This window comes from Prevotella pallens, from assembly GCF_900454935.1.
Classification (GTDB): Bacteria; Bacteroidota; Bacteroidia; order Bacteroidales; family Bacteroidaceae; genus Prevotella; species Prevotella pallens.
On the sequence record NZ_UGTP01000001.1, the window covers coordinates 1,829,449 to 1,848,324 of the forward strand.

The 18,876-nt window shown below is 37.6% G+C and carries 11 protein-coding genes; 2 read left to right on the forward strand and 9 right to left on the reverse strand.

All coding sequences use genetic code 11. From position 1 onward, the window contains the following. Positions 1–7: 7 nt before the first annotated feature. The 9 genes from guaB to DX009_RS07795 all read right to left on the reverse strand — a co-directional run bounded on the left by guaB (position 8) and on the right by DX009_RS07795 (position 16,121). Positions 8–1,492, reverse strand: a complete 1,485-nt coding sequence (gene guaB, locus DX009_RS07755; RefSeq protein WP_006044388.1) for an IMP dehydrogenase — start codon at positions 1,490–1,492, stop codon at positions 8–10. A 782-nt stretch (positions 1,493–2,274) separates the two neighbouring features. Then, positions 2,275–4,458: a DNA helicase RecQ gene (recQ, locus tag DX009_RS07760; protein WP_006044386.1), complete on the reverse strand. Its 2,184-nt coding sequence runs from the start codon at positions 4,456–4,458 to the stop codon at positions 2,275–2,277. A 92-nt stretch (positions 4,459–4,550) separates the two neighbouring features. After that, complete coding sequence (gene clpX, locus DX009_RS07765) at positions 4,551–5,783, reverse strand: ATP-dependent Clp protease ATP-binding subunit ClpX (RefSeq protein WP_006044385.1); 1,233 nt, start codon at positions 5,781–5,783, stop codon at positions 4,551–4,553. Next, a complete protein-coding gene (gene clpP / locus DX009_RS07770) occupies positions 5,764–6,453 on the reverse strand; it encodes an ATP-dependent Clp endopeptidase proteolytic subunit ClpP (protein ID WP_006044384.1) in 690 nt (229 codons plus the stop codon). The genes clpX and clpP overlap by 20 nt, the downstream gene beginning before the upstream one ends. Before the next feature lie 817 nt (positions 6,454–7,270). Further along, positions 7,271–8,704 carry a trigger factor gene (tig, locus tag DX009_RS07775; RefSeq protein WP_115083597.1) on the reverse strand — a complete coding sequence of 478 codons (1,434 nt, stop codon included), beginning with the start codon at positions 8,702–8,704 and terminating at the stop codon, positions 7,271–7,273. A 262-nt stretch (positions 8,705–8,966) separates the two neighbouring features. Beyond that, positions 8,967–10,634: a formate--tetrahydrofolate ligase gene (locus DX009_RS07780; RefSeq protein WP_006044382.1), complete on the reverse strand. Its 1,668-nt coding sequence runs from the start codon at positions 10,632–10,634 to the stop codon at positions 8,967–8,969. Between the two features lie 790 nt (positions 10,635–11,424). Continuing rightward, positions 11,425–12,462, reverse strand: a complete 1,038-nt coding sequence (locus DX009_RS07785; protein ID WP_115083598.1) for a S41 family peptidase — start codon at positions 12,460–12,462, stop codon at positions 11,425–11,427. Beyond that, a complete protein-coding gene (locus DX009_RS07790; RefSeq protein WP_115083840.1) occupies positions 12,462–13,280 on the reverse strand; it encodes a DUF3316 domain-containing protein in 819 nt (272 codons plus the stop codon). The genes DX009_RS07785 and DX009_RS07790 overlap by 1 nt, the downstream gene beginning before the upstream one ends. A gap of 6 nt (positions 13,281–13,286) precedes the next feature. Then, on the reverse strand, positions 13,287–16,121 hold the full coding sequence (locus DX009_RS07795) for a DNA gyrase/topoisomerase IV subunit A (protein ID WP_115083599.1): 2,835 nt from the start codon (positions 16,119–16,121) through the stop codon (positions 13,287–13,289). A 693-nt stretch (positions 16,122–16,814) separates the two neighbouring features. Between DX009_RS07795 and DX009_RS07800 the strand changes: the two genes are divergently transcribed. Continuing rightward, a complete protein-coding gene (locus DX009_RS07800; protein WP_115083600.1) occupies positions 16,815–17,984 on the forward strand; it encodes a sensor histidine kinase in 1,170 nt (389 codons plus the stop codon). A gap of 363 nt (positions 17,985–18,347) precedes the next feature. After that, a complete protein-coding gene (locus tag DX009_RS07805; RefSeq protein ID WP_115083601.1) occupies positions 18,348–18,866 on the forward strand; it encodes a YceD family protein in 519 nt (172 codons plus the stop codon). The last annotated feature ends 10 nt before the right edge of the window (positions 18,867–18,876 follow it).

The window sequence follows — 18,876 nt, forward strand, 5'->3', positions numbered from 1 at the left end:
CTATTTATTATTCTGGGCGTGAATAGTTAGGAGCTTCGCTTGTAATAGCAATATCGTGTGGGTGGCTTTCCATTACTCCTGCATTGGTTATGCGTGTGAACCGTGCATTATGAAGTTTTTCTATAGATGCTGCACCACAATATCCCATACCTGAACGCAAACCACCTACAAGCTGATAGACCACTTCTTGTACGGTTCCTTTATAAGGAACGCGTCCTGCTATGCCTTCTGGAACAAGCTTCTTATTGTCGTTAATATCGCCTTGGAAATAACGGTCGCGCGAACCATTCTTTTGCTCCATAGCTTCTAATGATCCCATACCACGATAGCTCTTGAACTTACGTCCATTGAAGATGATGGTATCGCCAGGAGACTCTTCTGTTCCTGCTACCAACGAACCAATCATTACACAACTTCCACCTGCGGCTAAAGCTTTTACCACATCGCCAGAATAGCGTAAACCTCCATCGGCTATCAATGGAACGTTTGTATCTTTCAATGCAGAATAAACGTCATAAATGGCACTAAGTTGTGGTACACCAACACCTGCAACAACTCGAGTAGTACAAATTGAGCCAGGGCCAATGCCCACTTTTACTGCGTCAGCACCATTCTCTACAAGAAATTTTGCAGCTTCGCCTGTTGCTATATTCCCTACTACCACATCTAGATTAGGGAAAGCTGTCTTCACATCGCGCAATTTTCCAATTACACCTTGCGAATGTCCGTGTGCGGTGTCTATAACTATGGCATCAACACCAGCTTCTACTAATGCCGAAGCACGCTCCATCGTATCTACTGTAACTCCCACACCAGCAGCAACGCGCAAACGTCCTTTTTCGTCTTTGCATGCCATTGGTTTATCTTTTGCTTTAGTAATATCTTTATAAGTAATCAGTCCTACCAAATGATTACTCTTATCAACAACTGGGAGTTTCTCTATTTTGTTCTCTTGCAATATTTGTGCAGCTGCCGTAAGGTCGGTTTGCTGATGTGTAGTTACGAGGTTTTCACTTGTCATCACTTCATCGATGGTCTTGTCGAAGTGACGTTCAAAGCGTAAGTCACGATTAGTAACAATACCCACTAAATGGTTTTCTTCATCAACAACAGGAATACCACCAATATGATATTCAGCCATCATAGCCAACGCTTCTCTCACAGTACGTCCTCGTCGAATGGTTACTGGATCGTATATCATTCCATTCTCAGCACGCTTCACTATGGCAACTTGCCGCGCTTGCTCTTCGATGGTCATATTCTTATGTATCACACCTATACCACCTTCGCGTGCAATAGCTATTGCCATAGCACTTTCGGTTACGGTGTCCATCGCCGCCGTTACGAAAGGAATGTTCAGTTCGATGTTACGTGAGAACTTGGTTTTCAACTCCACCCCCTTGGGTAGTACCTCAGAATAGGCTGGTATTAAAAGGACGTCATCGTAAGTCAGTCCGTCCATTACGATTTTATCTGCAACAAATGAAGACATATATGTATATTAGAAAATTTATTGCGTGCAAATGTACTAATTATAATTCGTATAGGTTATCATTTCTATGGTTTTTCTACTGTGCGTTAAAAGTATTTAACGCATTATACTATTTAATACCTTAATTCTCTATCATCTTTGTTTTTTACTCTTTTCATCAAACTTGTAAACGAAGGATATGCGTACAAAGAGATATATAGTTTCTTCTCATTGTTTGGTGCGTTGCATTGGTATATTGATAGAACTATTTCGCAGTGTTTAATGCACAGATAGTAATATTGCTTTTTATGTAGAACAACTTATGTTTTACTTGGAAAAATGGTTGGGAAATATTAAAAGCTTTCATCAGACCATAATAATGCTACGCCCCTATTACCTATTTGGGGTAAAAATATGAGATATCTAAAACGCTCGTGACAGATATCTAAAACGCTCGTGACAGATATCTAAGACGCAACTGACAGATATCTGTCAGTTACGCTTTAGACGTCATAACAAATAACAACCTGTGTGAGTTTATATATTCAGATGAAGATTTAAGAAATTCATTAGTTGCAACGTTTTAATATAAGTATTATTATAAGCGCCAGAACAACTATAAATTACTACAATCTTATTACATAAAAGTAGAGCTCATTACAATTATCCGCCTTTTCAATATATCCTCACATATTTCTATCGAGCTTAAAAACAATTTCTTCGCATCTATAGTTAAAGCTGTGAGATAATGGTAAAAAGAAACCGCCCTTTCTAAGTAGAAAGAGCAGTAGAATTTTCTTTTATTAGTTTGCCATTTCTGATATAAACTTAATTCGAACCAATCTAATATCTTCATCTGTGTAGTCCTCATCAAGCTCTTTGAGAGCCTCATCGATGCTGTCTGTATGACTGTTCATAAAGTAATCGTAGATATCATCTATTTTATCTTCATCGTAAATATCGTTTAAGAAGTAGTCTATATTGAGTTTTGTACCACTAAATACTATTTCTTCTATCTTCGAAAGTAGTTCATCAAAGCTTAGCCCTTCGGCAGTAGCAATGTCGTCTAACGGCAATTTGCGATCAATACCTTGTATTATCTTCACTTTTTGCATCGACTTCTTTGCCACAGTGCGTACACGCAGTTCTTCGGGTCGCTCTATATTCTTCTCTTTACAATATTTTTTAATGAGTTTACAGAACTCTTCGCCGTATCGTTTTGCCTTACCAACACCAACACCTTGTATGTTTTGAAGTTCCTCTTCGGTAACGGGATACATCATTGCCATTTGGTCTAAAGATGGGTCTTGGAAGATTACATAAGCTGGGATTCCTAACTTACGTGCCAGATGCTTACGTAAATCTTTTAGCATTGCATAAAGTTCTGGGTCAGCTACACTTGTTCCTCCCACCATACACTCGTCTACATCATCGGTTTTGAATTCTTTATCCATCACTATCATAAACGATTTTGGTTCTTTCAAGAATTGCTTTCCTGCTGCAGTGAGGCGCAATAAACCATAATTTTCTACATCTTTCTTTAAATAACCGTCCAACATAGCCTGTCTAATAACAGGGTTCCATATTTTAGGGTCTTCTTTCTCACCTAATCCAAATTCTTCTAGAAGATTATGCTTATGGTCTTTTATATCATCGGTACCACGTCCTTTAACAAAGTCAATAATGTATTCTTGACGGAAATTACCTCCCAAAGCCTTCACAGCTTGCAACACAATTAACAACGGTTCTTTCGCTTCTATTTTCTCTTTCGGGTGTAAACAATTGTCGCACATACCACAATTATCTTTAGGATAGTCTTCTCCGAAGTAGTGAAGCAATAATTTTCTACGGCAAACCGATGATTCTGCATACGTCTCAGTTTCTTGCAGCAATTGTCTTCCTATATCTTGCTCTGCAACAGGCTTGCCGTCCATAAAGTTTTCAAGCTTTTTAAGGTCATTTTTAGAATAGAAAACAATACATTGTCCTTCTTCTCCGTCACGCCCTGCACGTCCAGTCTCTTGATAATAGCCTTCTAAACTTTTTGGTATATCGTAATGAATAACAAAGCGCACATCGGGTTTATCTATACCCATACCAAATGCAATAGTAGCAACTATTACATCGATATTTTCCATAAGGAAGTCGTCTTGCGTTCTAGAGCGGGTCTCCGAATCTAAACCTGCATGGTAGGGTTCTGCCTTTATATCGTTTGCTTGCAATACAGCTGCCAGTTCTTCTACTTTTTTACGCGAAAGACAATAGATGATACCACTTTTTCCTGGATTTTGCTTAATAAACTTTATTATCTGTCTGTTAGTATCTTCTTCGTTCTTCTTAGATCTTACTTCATAATAAAGATTAGGACGGTTGAACGAACTCTTAAATTCGGCGCAGTCTTCAATACCCAAACTCTTCACAATATCAGTACGTACCTTATCAGTAGCAGTGGCAGTGAGTGCTATTATAGGAGCTTTACCTATTAAATCTACAGCTTGTCGTATCTTACGATATTCTGGGCGGAAGTCGTGGCCCCACTCCGATATACAGTGTGCCTCGTCTATTGCATAGAAACTTACCTTTACGGTTTTAAAGAATTCAATGCTTTCTTCTTTGTTTAACGACTCTGGCGCAACATAGAGTAACTTTGTTTTGCCATTCAATATATCAGCTTTAACATGGTCTATCTCTGTTTTCTTTAACGATGAGTTTAGATAATGCGCAACTCCGTCTTCTTCGCTGATACCGTTAATTACATCTACTTGATTTTTCATTAAGGCTATCAACGGAGAAATTACTATTGCTGTACCATCCATTATTAGAGAGGGCAGTTGATAGCAAAGGCTCTTACCGCCTCCCGTAGGCATCAATACAAAAGTATCGTTACCTGCTAACACGTTCTGGATAATAGCTTCTTGCGCACCTTTAAACTTATCGAAACCAAAGAAATACTTCAGTTTTTCTGTCAGATTGACTTCTGTTACCATGTTAATAGTTCAGTGTTCCTTATTAGAGAGGTAGGTTTATTTACGCTGCACTCATCTTATAAGTAAGATAGAGTGCAACGGTTGTTTATATTTTAAGCAGACTCAAGCTTATTGAGTTTTGCTTTATCTAATTGTTGTTGTGCATATTGGGCTGTAACCTTATATTCTTTCACATCTTTAGAGGGCAATTCAAACATCGTATCCATCATTACAGCCTCTACGATAGAACGAAGTCCACGAGCTCCTAACTTATATTCTACAGCCTTGTCAACTATATAATCGAGCGCATCTTCTGCAAATGTAAGATCGATACCGTCCATTTTAAAGAGTTTTACATACTGTTTGATAATGGAATTCTTTGGTTCCACAAGTATTTTACGTAATGCCTCTCTGTCTAATGGATTAAGATAAGTTAGTACGGGTAGACGTCCAATTATCTCTGGAATAAGTCCGAACGAGCGTAAGTCTTGTGGCAGCACATATTTCATTAGGTCCTTCTTATCGATTCTAGACACATTCTGCACCGAGTTGTAGCCCACAACGTGTGTATTGAGACGTTGTGCTATCTTTCGTTCTATACCATCGAATGCGCCACCGCATATAAATAGTATGTTTCGGGTATCTACATGAATGTAATCTTGATCTGGGTGCTTACGTCCTCCTTTAGGTGGAACATTTACCATAGTACCTTCGAGTAGCTTTAACAATCCTTGTTGTACACCCTCTCCGCTAACATCTCGTGTAATACTAGGATTATCGCTCTTCCGTGCTATTTTATCTATTTCGTCTATGAATACAATTCCACGTTCAGCAGCAGCAACATTATAGTCGGCAACTTGCAGTAAGCGTGACAGAATACTTTCTACATCTTCACCTACATATCCAGCCTCGGTAAACACTGTAGCATCTACAATAGTAAATGGGACATTCAGCAGTTTAGCAATAGTACGAGCTAAGAGAGTTTTTCCCGTACCTGTTGAGCCCACCATTATAATGTTACTTTTTTCTACTTCTACACCATCGTCGTCTTTCGACTGCTGTAACCGTTTGTAATGATTGTATACCGACACGGCAAGATAGCGTTTAGCCTCATCTTGTCCGATAATATATTCATCTAAATAAGCTTTTATTTCGGTTGGCTTTGGAACTTTCTCCATATCAATATCCTTGAGTTCTGGTGTTTGTTTACCCAATACACCAGACTCAACTACGATATTATAAGCCTGCTGTGCACAGTCTTCACAGATGTATCCTGTAAGTCCTGTAATGAGAAGCCGGACTTCATTCTCAGTTCTTCCACAAAAACTACATTTCTTTTGAGGCATTGTCTACTTCTTTTCTTATTAATACTTGGTCTATCATACCATATTCTTTAGCTTCTTCGGCAGTCATCCAATAATTACGGTCGCTATCGTTCCATACCTTTTCAAAAGTTTGGTGCGAATGATTACTGATGATTGTATAAAGTTCTTTCTTGAACTTCATTATCTCTTTTGCCTCAATTTCTATATCTGAAGCCTGTCCTTGTACGCCTCCAAGTGGTTGATGTATCATTACACGGCTATGCGGCAATGCCGAACGCTTACCCTCCTGACCCGCTACAAGCAATACGGCTGCCATAGAAGCTGCCATGCCAGTGCAGATGGTAGCTACGTCGCTGGAGATAAACTGCATGGTATCGTAGATGCCAAGTCCTGCCGTTACGCTTCCACCAGGCGAGTTGATGTAGATGGAAATGTCTTTCCCAGGGTCTACCGAGTCTAAATAGAGCAGCTGTGCCTGCAGTGTGTTGGCAGTATAGTCGTCAATTTGTGTGCCAAGGAAGATGATACGGTCCATCATTAAACGCGAGAACACGTCCATCTGTGTTACGTTCAACTGGCGTTCTTCCAATATATATGGATTAAGATATTGGTTCTGCATACTTGTAACCTCGTCTAACACCACACCATTTATACCCAAATGTTGGGTCGCAAACTTTCTAAAATCTTTCATTCTGTTTCTTTCTATTATTTTAATTAGACAATAATAAGGAGCAAGCGCCTTATTCGGTTTTATTGTCTTTAATACAAAGATTATGCCATTACAAAAACATTATCTATAGTATTCTAACACAAAGATAATAAAAAAAATAGTAACTACTTCAATAAAATAAAGAATTTTATTTGATATTCCATTGTTTTTTCTTTTTGAAGTGAGTGTAAATATGTTATATTCGCTTTCCAGACGTATAGAGACAGCTGAAAACAAGTGAAGATTTTACAAGCGGCGCCTACAGTTTATCCACATACACCTACTAATAAAATAAAAATATACTAGATATTTAGAAGAAACAATCCAGATGTTAGCTAGTCTTATTTCAGATATCTATCACGTTCGTCTCAGATATCTGTCACACTCGTCTCAGATATCTGTCAGTTACGTTTTATATATCATAACAAACAACAACCTTTATGACTCTATATTTAAATGGTATTTATTCTAATGATGATGATAAAATATTTTATTCTGTAATATTCTGATTTAAGCGTTATTACAAATATTTAAACTACAACATATTGTTCATCATTTTAGTATGTAGAAGCAATATTATTTACAACAAGATTCTTTTCCATAGTATTTTTATCACTTTCTAACTGGATATAGATTTAGGCTCTAACCAACGTAACAAATAGTTTGAGACAAAATATATCTCGAGATATAAAAAAAACAACACCTTCTCTAAAAACTTTCTTATTTGAAAGTTTATAGAAAAGATGTTGTCGCTCTATTAATGTAGTGTAAACTCTTACATTAACATTTCACTTCTTGTTTATTTCTCTTCGTTCTCTGCCTTATCAGCTTTTTTAGTCCTTTTTGCTTTCACTGGCTTTTCAGTGTCTGCAGGTTCAATAAGCTTATTAAACTCGTCGAGTGAAACAGACTTCTTCTTTAGCTTAACTATTGTTTTCAATACAGCAGAGAGCTTTTGGTCGAGTGCAGCATCAACAAAAGGTTCAATATCCTTACGATTCTTCAACATATCATTAACGTATTTGTCAATGTATTCGTCTGGAACATTATTCATTCCGTACTGTGCGAACTGTGCTCTAGCCATTTGTGCTGCGCTCTCACGTACATCTGCATCTTCTATCTTAATATTGTTAGCTTGTGCTATTCGGTCTCTAATAAGATGCCATTCAAGTTCTTTTATGCTTTGTTCGTAGTTCTTTTCTACAAACTCAGCACCTTTATCTTCGTTATTAGAGAGCATTATACGTTTCAGAAGTGCGTCTGGGAATTGAAGTTTACCTACTTTCTTCTCAGCGTAAGCACGTACATCTATCATAAACTTATAATCAGAGTCTCTTTCAAGTTGTTTGCTTACACCTTCAGCTATCGTTTTACGGAACGTTGCTTCATCGTTTATATTTGCATCTGGTCCATAAACGCTATCCCAAAGTTCTTTATTATTCTCTGCATTTACATAACGTGTTATCTCCGTTATCTGGTATGAGAAGTCGCCAATATGCTTTCCAATATCCTTATTGTCTATTTTCAATAGCGAAGCTACCTCTGCATCGTTTGCAGGATAAGCCTTGCGTGGGTTAAAGGTGATAATATCGCCCAGCTTGCAATTATCGAAAAGTTTCTTCTGATCGTCTACCTTAATATATTGAGGCATCATTACAGCACCTTCTACAGTAATGCCACCTTCCAAAGTGTTTCCGTTTTCATCAAGTTCACGAAGATCTCCCTTAAGCATATCACGCTTCTCTGGATCAAACTCTTCAACCTTATCGTAGTGTCCAGAACGACTTGCAAACATCTCTATTTGTTTATCAATAAGGGCATCGTCTACTTTTATATCGTAATATTCAATGGTATCTTTGCTTGTAAGCTCAATATCAAATTCTGGTGCAATTGCTATATCAAACTTAAAAGTATAAGGTGCTGGTTTCTCAAGTTCTACTGCCTCTTGTGAAGCTGACGCCATTGGTTGGCCAAGCATGTGGATTTTATTATCGATAATATATTTCTGAAGATTATCGCCTAATATTTTATTAATAGCATCCATTTTTACTTGTGTACCAACTTGGCGTTTAAGCAATCCCATAGGTACTTGTCCTGGACGGAAGCCTGGTATATTTGCACGCTTGCGATAATCTTTAAGTGCCTTTTCAACTTCTTCTTTGTAATCTTGTTCCTCAACAACAATAGTTAAAAGACCATTTAACTTATCGGGGGTTTCGAATGAAATTTTCATCTTTGAAGTATTATATGTTTAATATTTAATTATCAAATGAGTTCCTATAAAAAGAAAAGAAATGTACCATCTCCGTTTCCTTTTAGGCGCAAAGTTACTTAAATTTTAGCTAATCACATAATATATATAAAGAAAAAAAACATTTTTAAGATATTGACTTCTTTGTTATATCAATGCTAGTGAATAGTTCTATCACTATTATAAAGCAAAAACCTCGAAGACAATATATGTACTCCGAGGTTCGCAATTTATGGATCGCTTTTTATGACAAGCCTTCTATTACGCCATTCACTACGTGGATATTCTCTGCCTGTGGTTTTTTCGGCAGACCTGGCATTCGCATTATTGTGCCAGCAATAGCTACAATCATACCTGCTCCTGCATTAATTACGAAGTTGCGAATAGTAATTGGGAACCCTGAAGGTGCTCCGTAAGCTTTTGCGTCTTCAGAAAATGAGTACTGCGTTTTGGCTATACATACTGGAAGATGCTCTAAGTTGAGTTCCTTAATACGCTGTAAGTCGCGTTTTGCAGCAGGACGTAATACCACTTTTCCTGCTCCATAAATATTGGTAGCTATTTTTTCTACTTTAGTAGCTATATCATCTGACTCTTCGTATACATAGTTTAATGGTGCAGATGGATTCTTCTCAATAGTATCAACTACTAAATGTGCTAAATTTTCTGCGCCTTTTCCTCCTTCGCCAAAAGCTGTGTTAATGGCAAATCCAACGCCTTGTGCCTCGCAATGTTCTTTTACTAAAGCCAATTCTTCGTCTGTATCGGTTGCAAATCGGTTTAAACAAACCACAACTGTCTGTCCAAATGCTTTTAAATTGGCTATATGTTTATCTAAGTTGCATAGTCCTGCTTTCACTCCTTCTAAGTTTGGCTTGCTTATTTCTGCGACATCTATGCCGCCATGCATCTTTAAGGCTTGTGCAGTTGCTACGAGAACGGTGAGTACTGGAGATATTCCTGCTTTACGACACTTTATGTCTAAAAATTTCTCTGCGCCTAAATCGGCACCAAATCCTGCTTCCGTTATACAATAATCGCTAAAGGTCATTGCCATTTTTGTAGCCAATATGCTGTTACAACCATGTGCTATATTAGCAAACGGACCACCGTGAATAAATGCGGGTGTATTTTCTATGGTTTGAACAAGGTTCGGATTAATTGCTTCGTGTAAAAGTGCTACAATAGAACCTGTTATATTCAATTCGCGCAAGTATAGCGGTTTACCTTCTAGAGTTATACCTAAGATTATATTATCAAGACGCTTATGCAGGTCTTCTTCGCTAGAAGCTAAACAAAGAATAGCCATTATCTCTGAAGCAGGAGTTATATCGAAGCCACTTTCGCTAAGCAATCCATCTGTACGAGCACCCAATCCTGTTATAATGTTACGCAAATTACGGTCGTTTACATCTAAGACACGACGCCACCATACTTCCCTCATACCGAAGCCTTCATCTTGATGCTGATAAATATAGTTATCTAACATTGCCGATATCATATTGTTTGCAGAGGTTATTGCATGGAAATCGCCAGTAAAATGCAGGTTAATTTTCTCCATTGGTAACACTTGTGCATAGCCTCCTCCTGCAGCTCCGCCTTTCATACCAAAACATGGACCGAGCGAAGGTTCACGAAGGGCTGGTATTGCATTTTTACCAATGCGATTCATACCCAATGCTAAGCCTACACTTACAGTTGTTTTGCCTATCCCGGCTTTTGTTGGTGTAATAGCTGTAACAAGTATTAACTTCGATTTCTTAACCTTTTCTTCATCAATAAGTTTGTAAGGCACTTTTGCTATATACTTTCCAAACGGCTCAAGTTCGTCCGTTGGGATATTCACTTTTTTCGCAATACTATCTATTAATTCAAGTTTTGCTTCGTGAGCAATCTCAAAATCTGTTTTCATTTGTTTGTTCTTCTTTTTTTTAATGATAAGTGTTAACTGACGACTATTAGTTGTTTATGTTGCCAAAAGTATGAATTTTATATCTTACCACCAACTTTTAAAGCATATTTTTGTACAAAAATTTATTTAACGGCACATTTTTAGAACACTGTGCAACACTATTGCTATCTACAGATTGCAATATTACAAATTATAATGGAATAGGAATGGAATTACACTAATATCTTTGCATATCTACAATAAAGTTATATGTACGAATGAAAAGAAATACTTGTCTATTGAATTTGCCTAAAACAAAGTAAAGAAATTAGTTTGAATCTCACTTTATAGTACTAAAAAGTGAACCATAGAGCTGTAAATATATCTCATAAGTAGTATTCTTGCACAACTTATTTCATATTAATGTTGCTTAGTAGGAAAGAGGTAGAAAGCTTATAAACAGTTCTTACCAATTACTCACTTATCAAATAGAATTACTTTGTTTGTTTAGGAAAAGCCAGACTGTTTTTAGTTTCGTTTGTTTCAGATATCTGAGACGTGCGTCTTAGATATCTGTCGCATTCGTCTCAGATATCTGTCAGTTGCGGTTTAGATATCACAAAAAACTACATCATTTATGACCCCATATTTTATAGCTCTTAAAAGGTATTTATTCTACTGAATATTTATGGTTGTCTTAAGAAATACCTTTTACGAAATTAAATATATTTTATGCAGGCAACTAATAATAAAAACAGAAAATTAATACATCTTACATATATTTACCTATGCATAGATATTATCGCAATTATTAGTATACAAGATGACGTGCAAATTCTATAATGGTGTCTTTTCCACGATGAAAATCTTCTGAAGTAAGATTTACCTTATAGTCTGGGTCTATTCCAAATTCTGTCATTTGCTTATTCTTATCGTACATCGGACAAGCAGAAAAACGTATTAACCAGCCATTGGGAAGCTCAGCAGAGAATGGTAAGCCTGCTCCTCCACCAGTACGATCGCCCACTATTCTTACATTGGGAAAGCAGCGCATATACTTTACAAACTCGTTAGCAGCCGAAAAAACACTACGATTGGTTAATACAAATACAGGTTTTTGCCAGCGTATTCCCTTCCCTGGTTTTAGTATCTGTGAGCGAAGTGGCGAGAAATCGTTATGTCCTTTTCCTATTTTATGTTGCATATACCCCACAAGTGTTGGCTTATCAGTAAATCTTGCTGCCAATTCTTCTGCATTGCTCAGAGCACCTCCTCCATTATTTCGCACATCTATAATTAAGGCTCTACACGGTTGAAAGTATAAAAGAATATCATCGAGGTTGCCTGCCCCTATTCCATTTTGAAAACTTTCGCAACGCAAATATCCTATGTTGTCGTCAAGAATGGTATAATCCATTCCGCTTGCTATAAGGTAATCGGTTTTTAAATACTTTCGTAAGAGCGAGTCTGAATAGTTCTGTGGGTAATCTTCATGCCACGACCAATAACGCGCAGCATTAAAAGAAGTGTATAAATTTACGTGTCCATCTTTCAGTTCAGACAGCATATTAGCCATTACCTCAAATTGTTGGCGTTCCGTCATCGAGTTATCGAACTGCCGTAGATACTTATTTCGCACCGCTTCCCAATCAATACCTTTCTGGTCAAAGAAACAATAATGTTCATCAATAATCTTCCAAAGTGCTTCTGCATTACCTTGTACGGTATTCTGATACTCGTCGTTAGTTACACAAGATGAGAGCAACGACATTATAGATAACGATATTATAAATAATGTGTATGCTAACGCAGAAGTGGTATGATGGAAGAGACGTTTATACTTTTTCATTATGGAATAATCTTTGATATTGAGAATTTTCGTGCGATACCTATTATAAGAAGATTACTCCATGTGTGATATTTTAAGCCATTTATGCGTGCTTGTTGGAAGTCGCCTAAATAGCCAATTCGCAAAGTAGTGTGTTTCAAAGTAAAATCAATAGTAAGCATTTGCCGAAGCGATGGAGTAGTAAAAATGGTAGTGGCCATTATGTTGTGGTCGTAGTTGCCCTTCGAAAATATTTCGTAGTAACTTTGACCGAAGTTTGGTGCAAACATTACTCCAGCGAGTGGAGCTTGTATTTCGTATCTTACTTGAAAGGGCTTGTTACACAAACGAAATGTATATGCAGCCGAAGCTGATGGTGATATATTTACATTTAAGTAAGCTTGTGCTGGATTATTACCATTGCGCATATTGTATAAGAAACCTATGTTAGCATCAATACCACCTCCTGCCGTAGCTGTTAGAGTACCGTTGCCCGCTCTCCATTTAGCAAATGCATAGTGTAGGTTGTATTGAAAGTTGTACATTCCACCTATATTGTTGTTTTTATTCGAAGCGTTATGTGTGTATGAAAGGTGTGCTTGATGAATGATTTCGCGCAAAAGCGACGTTCCATTTTCTCGTAGCGTATGCGAAATATAGCGAATTTCTGTTCCTGTATATTCGCTTGGTGACAGATATGTATCTAACTGGTTTACGGTACCAATACCTACCAGCTGTACATTAGTAATAATTTTACCAGAACTCAACGTATCTTGCGCATAGATTGTAACACCATATAGCAACAATAAGAATACAAAAACTATTTTCCGCAACGTCATATCCATTTATTCATCAAAGAATTGTAGACTTAATTGTTGGTCATCGCCATTGTCTTCTTTCGTCTTAGTAGACTTTGTTATTGCTTCTGACTGTTCTTGTGATTCAGATTTAAGCTGATTCACAGACGAATTTTCTACGGTTTCCACATCTGACGCTGCATTCTCGTTCGTTTCTATCTCTTCCGAATCAGGAAAGCGAATAGGCTCAAGCTGTTTAATCGTGCTAACTTTGAAAGTAGTAAGGCGTTTTCCTTTTGCCTTAAAGCCTTTTATGCCTACAAATTCCTCTGCATCTACAATGTCTGTACCTCGTGCCGCATCACTTCCACCATACGTTATTTCTACGCGAGGATAAGCATCATCTGTCAAGAACACGAGTTTCGACTTAGGATTGTCGCCTACCACGTTCTGATGACGTACAGACCTTTCCATATAGAAGCGTTTTAGATAAGGATAACCTTGATTATCGGCATCGTAGACTACTGCTGTCCATGGTTTTTCAGAATCAAACTTCTCTATATATAAAATATTATCTTCGTAATGGTTGGCAGTATCGAAGTTAGTAGTATAAAACTCTCCATTGTTTAAAACCACAAGAATGACGTCTTTATCGTTAAATTCGCCCAACAAACGCCCTTGTTCTTCGTAGTTGATACGATTGACATCGGCATCGAACCAAACCTTTCTACCACCTAAAGTAGATACTCCATGTGCTTTTAAAGATACACGTTCAATTGCTTCTTTTGTAAGCAATACGCCACGAGCAGTCTTCGACTTTATAAGTACTTTAGAGAAATCGCGTTCGAAATAACGCATCAGGCGCGTCCTACCTGGCTGGTCTTTCAATATAACCTTAATAGTTTCTGCCTCTCCGTTTGGATTTGCCGTAAAGTAAAGCACCCGCGAGCTTGGTTTTCCTTGTGTAAGATCGTAATCTCTATCACGAGTAATGGAAACCACATTAAACCGCTTTATGTAATAAGGACCTTTTTCGCCATCACGGTAAACAGCATTGTAGATAGTGCGACGGTCGTTGCGTTTGAACACTTGTAGATGGATAATGCCCTTACCAACAAATACTTTATCAGCAATATGTACTATACGATACTTACCATCACGAAAGAAAACGATAACATCGTCAAGATCGGAACAATTTTGAACGAACTCTGCTTTCTTCAAGTCGGTACCTATAAAACCACCTTTGCGGTCTATATATAGTTTCTCGTTTGCATCTACTACCTTAGCAGCTACAATGGTATCAAAGCTCTTTATTTCTGTTTTGCGTGGGAAGTCCTTACCATATTTGGCTTTCAAATGCTTAAACCATTCTATGGTTACACGCACCATTTCGCTGAGATCTTTATTTATTTCGGCTATTTCTGCTCTTATTTTCTGAATTAATTCATCTGCTTTATCCTTGTTAAACTTTAGAATGCGTTGCATTTTTATTTCAAGCAAGCGTAGTATATCGTCTCGCTTCACTTCGCGAATAAAGTCCTTTTTAAAAGGTTCAAGTTTAGAATCAACGAAAGCAACAACCTCGTTCATCGTTTTAGATGTCTCAAACTTATGTTCTTTATAGATGCGCTCTTCTATGAATATACGTTCGAGGGAGTTAAAGAATAGCTGTTCTTCCAACTCATTCTTACGTATTTCGAGTTCTTTACGCAACAGCTCCAATGTACCATCAACTGAATGTTTCAACACATCAGATACTGTTAAGAACTGTGGTTTATTATCGGCTATAACACAACAGTTAGGCGAGATTGACACCTCACAATCGGTAAAGGCATACAAAGCGTCCATTGTTTTATCGCTTGAAGTGCCTGGCGTCAGGTGTAGTTGTATCTCTACTTCAGACGCTGTCATATCTTCTACCTTGCGAATCTTTAGTTTTCCCTTTTCTACTGCTTTCGTAATAGATTCTTGGAGTGTACTGGCTGTCTTGCTAAAAGGTATTTCGCGAATTACAAGAGTTTTGTTATCTATCTTTTCTACTTTAGCGCGCACTTTCAAAGTGCCCCCTCTCTGCCCATCGTTATATTTTGAAATATCAATGCTACCGCCTGTTGGAAAGTCTGGATAAAGCTCAAACTTCTTTCCACGTAAATAGTTTATAGCTGCATCGCATATCTCAGCCATATTGTGTGGGAGTATTTTAGATGATAGACCAACAGCTATTCCCTCTGCTCCTTGTGCTAATAACAATGGGTATTTGGCTGGAAGAGTAACAGGTTCTTTATTCCTGCCGTCGTAAGACTGTTGCCATTCGGTGGTTTTAGGGTTAAAAATGGTTTCCAATGCAAACTTAGACAGACGAGCCTCTATGTATCTTGGAGCTGCAGCACGGTCGCCAGTGAAGATGTTTCCCCAATTTCCTTGCGTATCGATAAGCAAGTCTTTCTGACCCATTTGCACGAGAGCATCGCAGATAGAAGCATCGCCATGGGGGTGAAACTGCATTGTATGTCCTGCAATATTCGCTACTTTATTGTATCGTCCATCGTCCATTCGCTTCATTGAGTGAAGTATGCGACGCTGAACTGGTTTTAATCCATCGTCGATATGAGGCACGGCGCGTTCCAAGATTACATAACTTGCGTAATCCAGGAACCAGTTTTTATACATTCCAGATAGGTGCTTAACGGCAGAAGCATCGAATCTGTTAGATGAGACATAGTCGTTTTGTAGCTCGTCCACATCGTTTTCGTCGTCCATTTTGGCATTTGCTACCACATCTGTATAGTCATCTGTATTCGCAGCGTTACCATCTTCGTTCTTAGCTTCTTCGTTTAATGGGGTATCATTCCCGTTGTTTCCTATTATCTTATCGTCGTCCATAAACCGTTGGATTGTATATATTTTTGAGGCTCAAAGGTACAAATAAAACTCGAAACATACAAATTCGAATGTTAGAGCTTCGTGTTTTTTATTGTATTAGTAGTCTACATTGAGTGTATGGGTAACTTAACTCTCACAAATACTTATTATTTCTAAACAGCCTGTCTATATATAACAACGTTTTAATTTTACGTAAGACTCCCCTTCGTTTCAGATATCTGTCGCACTCGTTTCAGATATCTGTCACGTTCGTCTCAGATATCTGTCAGTTGTAAATTAGATATCACAAAAAACTACGTCTGTTATGTGGCTATATCACGATAGTTAGAAGATATCTATTTGTATAAGGAATATCAATTCATACACACTAGAATATATCGATTCATACATTACTACAACCTATTGATTATCAATAAATTCATCAATATATTATTTCATCGAAACGGATTCCATTACAATCATTATTTTTCCCAAAGTATCCTCACTTTCTTTCTACTGATGCTACATTTCCAGAAATCTTCATAAAGCATTCATCATCGCTTAATAGTCGATAATGATATATTCTATTAAACGAAGGTTGGCAAAGTCAGGAAATATATCTATTGGTAAATACACCTTAATATATATAGCAGCATACCAACACGACACAACTTCATACAATAAAACAAGCCATCTGCCGTTAATATAAGCATTATGCAATGGACAGATAGAATAAGACAGGTTAAGATTATACTTGTTATAGTAGCAATTGTAATTGCAGTTGTGTCACTGGTAGCATCGAATATACTTACTAAAGACTTGGCTCGAGAAGAACGAAGCAAAATGGAAGTATGGGCAGAAGCTATGCGCGCATTAAGTCAAGCCGATGAAAATACCGATTTAGCATTGGTTTTAAAAGTGCTAAACGAGAACAATACAATTCCTGTTGTAGTGCTCGATAATGTTGGAAACGTTACCGACTTTCGTAATGTTGCTATCAATGCTAAGAACTACAAAGACAGTTTGCAATACATTTCCGCCATAGCAAAACGACTGAAAGCCAACAAACAAGATATTAGAATACAACTATCAGATGCTAAGAACGAATATATAGATGTTTGTTACGATGATTCGTTAATGCTGAAACGTCTTGCGCTCTATCCATACGTACAGTTAGGTGTCGTAATGCTCTTCGTGGTTGTAGCAATATTTGCCCTCTTAACATCAAAGCGAGCAGAACAAAACAAAGTATGGGTGGGTCTTAGTAAAGAGACAGCTCACCAGCTGGGTACACCAATATCGTCGCTTATGGCATGGACAACTATACTAAAAGAAAACTATCCTGACGATGATTTGTTACCCGAAATGGACAAAGATGTAAAACGTTTACAGCTTATTGCCGACCGTTTTTCTAAGATTGGTTCGCTACCCGAACCTGTACCAGTGAGTTTGAGCGAAGTGCTTGACCACGTAATTGACTATATAGACCGTCGTACATCAAAGACAATTCAAATAATAAAGGTTTTTCCCGATAATGATATAATAATCCGTCTTAATGCTTCGCTATTCGAATGGGTTATAGAAAACCTTTGTAAAAACGCAGTAGATGCAATGGGTGGAGTATCTGGAACAATTACGTTACGCGTAGAAACCATTGGCGAACGTGTAATAGTAGAAGTTAGTGATACAGGCAAAGGCATTAAGAAAAAAGACTTACGCAACGTTTTCAAACCAGGTTTTACCACTAAGAGTCGTGGTTGGGGCTTAGGTCTGAGTCTTGCCAAACGCATCGTAGAAGAATACCACAATGGCAAAATATTTGTAAAAAGCTCCGAATTGGGCAAAGGAACTACATTCAGAATAGAACTGAAAGCAAGCAAATAATAGCTTGGCACAATAAATATATCTACTCCTTCCTTCTAAACAAGTTACCAATAAACTACTTTTATTTTATAAAGATTATCGTATTAAATAAGTATTGAACCCTTTGTAGTACTCCTCCACCCAATTTTATCACATTGCGAAGAAACTCGTTTCACCTTATTAAATATTATAAAAAGCCAGCAAACAAGATGAGTAATAAGAAAATAAAAGAGAACAGAAAGTAATAGCATAAAAAAGATATGAAGGTATTGCAGTCAAATGATTAATTTTGCTCTAACACTTCTTAAGAATAGTAATGCAAGATATTTTTTACTTTTAATTTGCTTAATATCAGAAAAATATTAGTAACTTTGCACACCGATTATGGACTTGAATATCCTTAAAATAGATTTGAAAGGTCTTTCGGAAGGCTTAAATAAGCTAGAGTTCGACCTTGACAATACTTACTTTAAGGCGATTAATGCTTCAGAAGTGAGTGGTGGAAGTGTGTACGTTTCATTAGAGATTGTACGCACACAGAACGATTATTTCACGCTCGATTTCTACGAGAAAGGAACGGTTGTATTGCCATGCGACATTTGCTTGGACGATATGGAACAACCTATCGAGACACAACAGCGACTTGAAGTAAAGTTTGGAAGCACATACTCAGACGATGACGACCTTGTTACTGTACCCGAGAACGAAGGAATACTCGATGTATCGTGGTTCGTCTATGAATTTATAGTACTTGCTCTACCTATCAGACATGTGCATGCACCTGGAAAATGCAATCCTGCCATGATAAGAGCGCTTAATGAACACTCTGCCGCCCGAAGCGGTTCGGAAGACGAGAAACCTATGGATTCACGCTGGGAAGCCTTATTAAAATTGAAAAAATAAAATATTAAAC

Bases quoted from the DNA above. Each gene is read 5' to 3' on its own strand.
- guaB (WP_006044388.1), bottom strand. From the start codon at position 1,492: ATGTCTTCATTTGTTGCAGATAAAATCGTAATGGACGGACTGACTTAC.
- recQ (WP_006044386.1), bottom strand. From the start codon at position 4,458: ATGGTAACAGAAGTCAATCTGACAGAAAAACTGAAGTATTTCTTTGGT.
- clpX (WP_006044385.1), bottom strand. From the start codon at position 5,783: ATGCCTCAAAAGAAATGTAGTTTTTGTGGAAGAACTGAGAATGAAGTC.
- clpP (WP_006044384.1), bottom strand. From the start codon at position 6,453: ATGAAAGATTTTAGAAAGTTTGCGACCCAACATTTGGGTATAAATGGT.
- tig (WP_115083597.1), bottom strand. From the start codon at position 8,704: ATGAAAATTTCATTCGAAACCCCCGATAAGTTAAATGGTCTTTTAACT.
- DX009_RS07780 (WP_006044382.1), bottom strand. From the start codon at position 10,634: ATGAAAACAGATTTTGAGATTGCTCACGAAGCAAAACTTGAATTAATA.
- DX009_RS07785 (WP_115083598.1), bottom strand. From the start codon at position 12,462: ATGAAAAAGTATAAACGTCTCTTCCATCATACCACTTCTGCGTTAGCA.
- DX009_RS07790 (WP_115083840.1), bottom strand. From the start codon at position 13,280: ATGACGTTGCGGAAAATAGTTTTTGTATTCTTATTGTTGCTATATGGT.
- DX009_RS07795 (WP_115083599.1), bottom strand. From the start codon at position 16,121: ATGGACGACGATAAGATAATAGGAAACAACGGGAATGATACCCCATTA.
- DX009_RS07800 (WP_115083600.1), top strand. From the start codon at position 16,815: ATGCAATGGACAGATAGAATAAGACAGGTTAAGATTATACTTGTTATA.
- DX009_RS07805 (WP_115083601.1), top strand. From the start codon at position 18,348: ATGGACTTGAATATCCTTAAAATAGATTTGAAAGGTCTTTCGGAAGGC.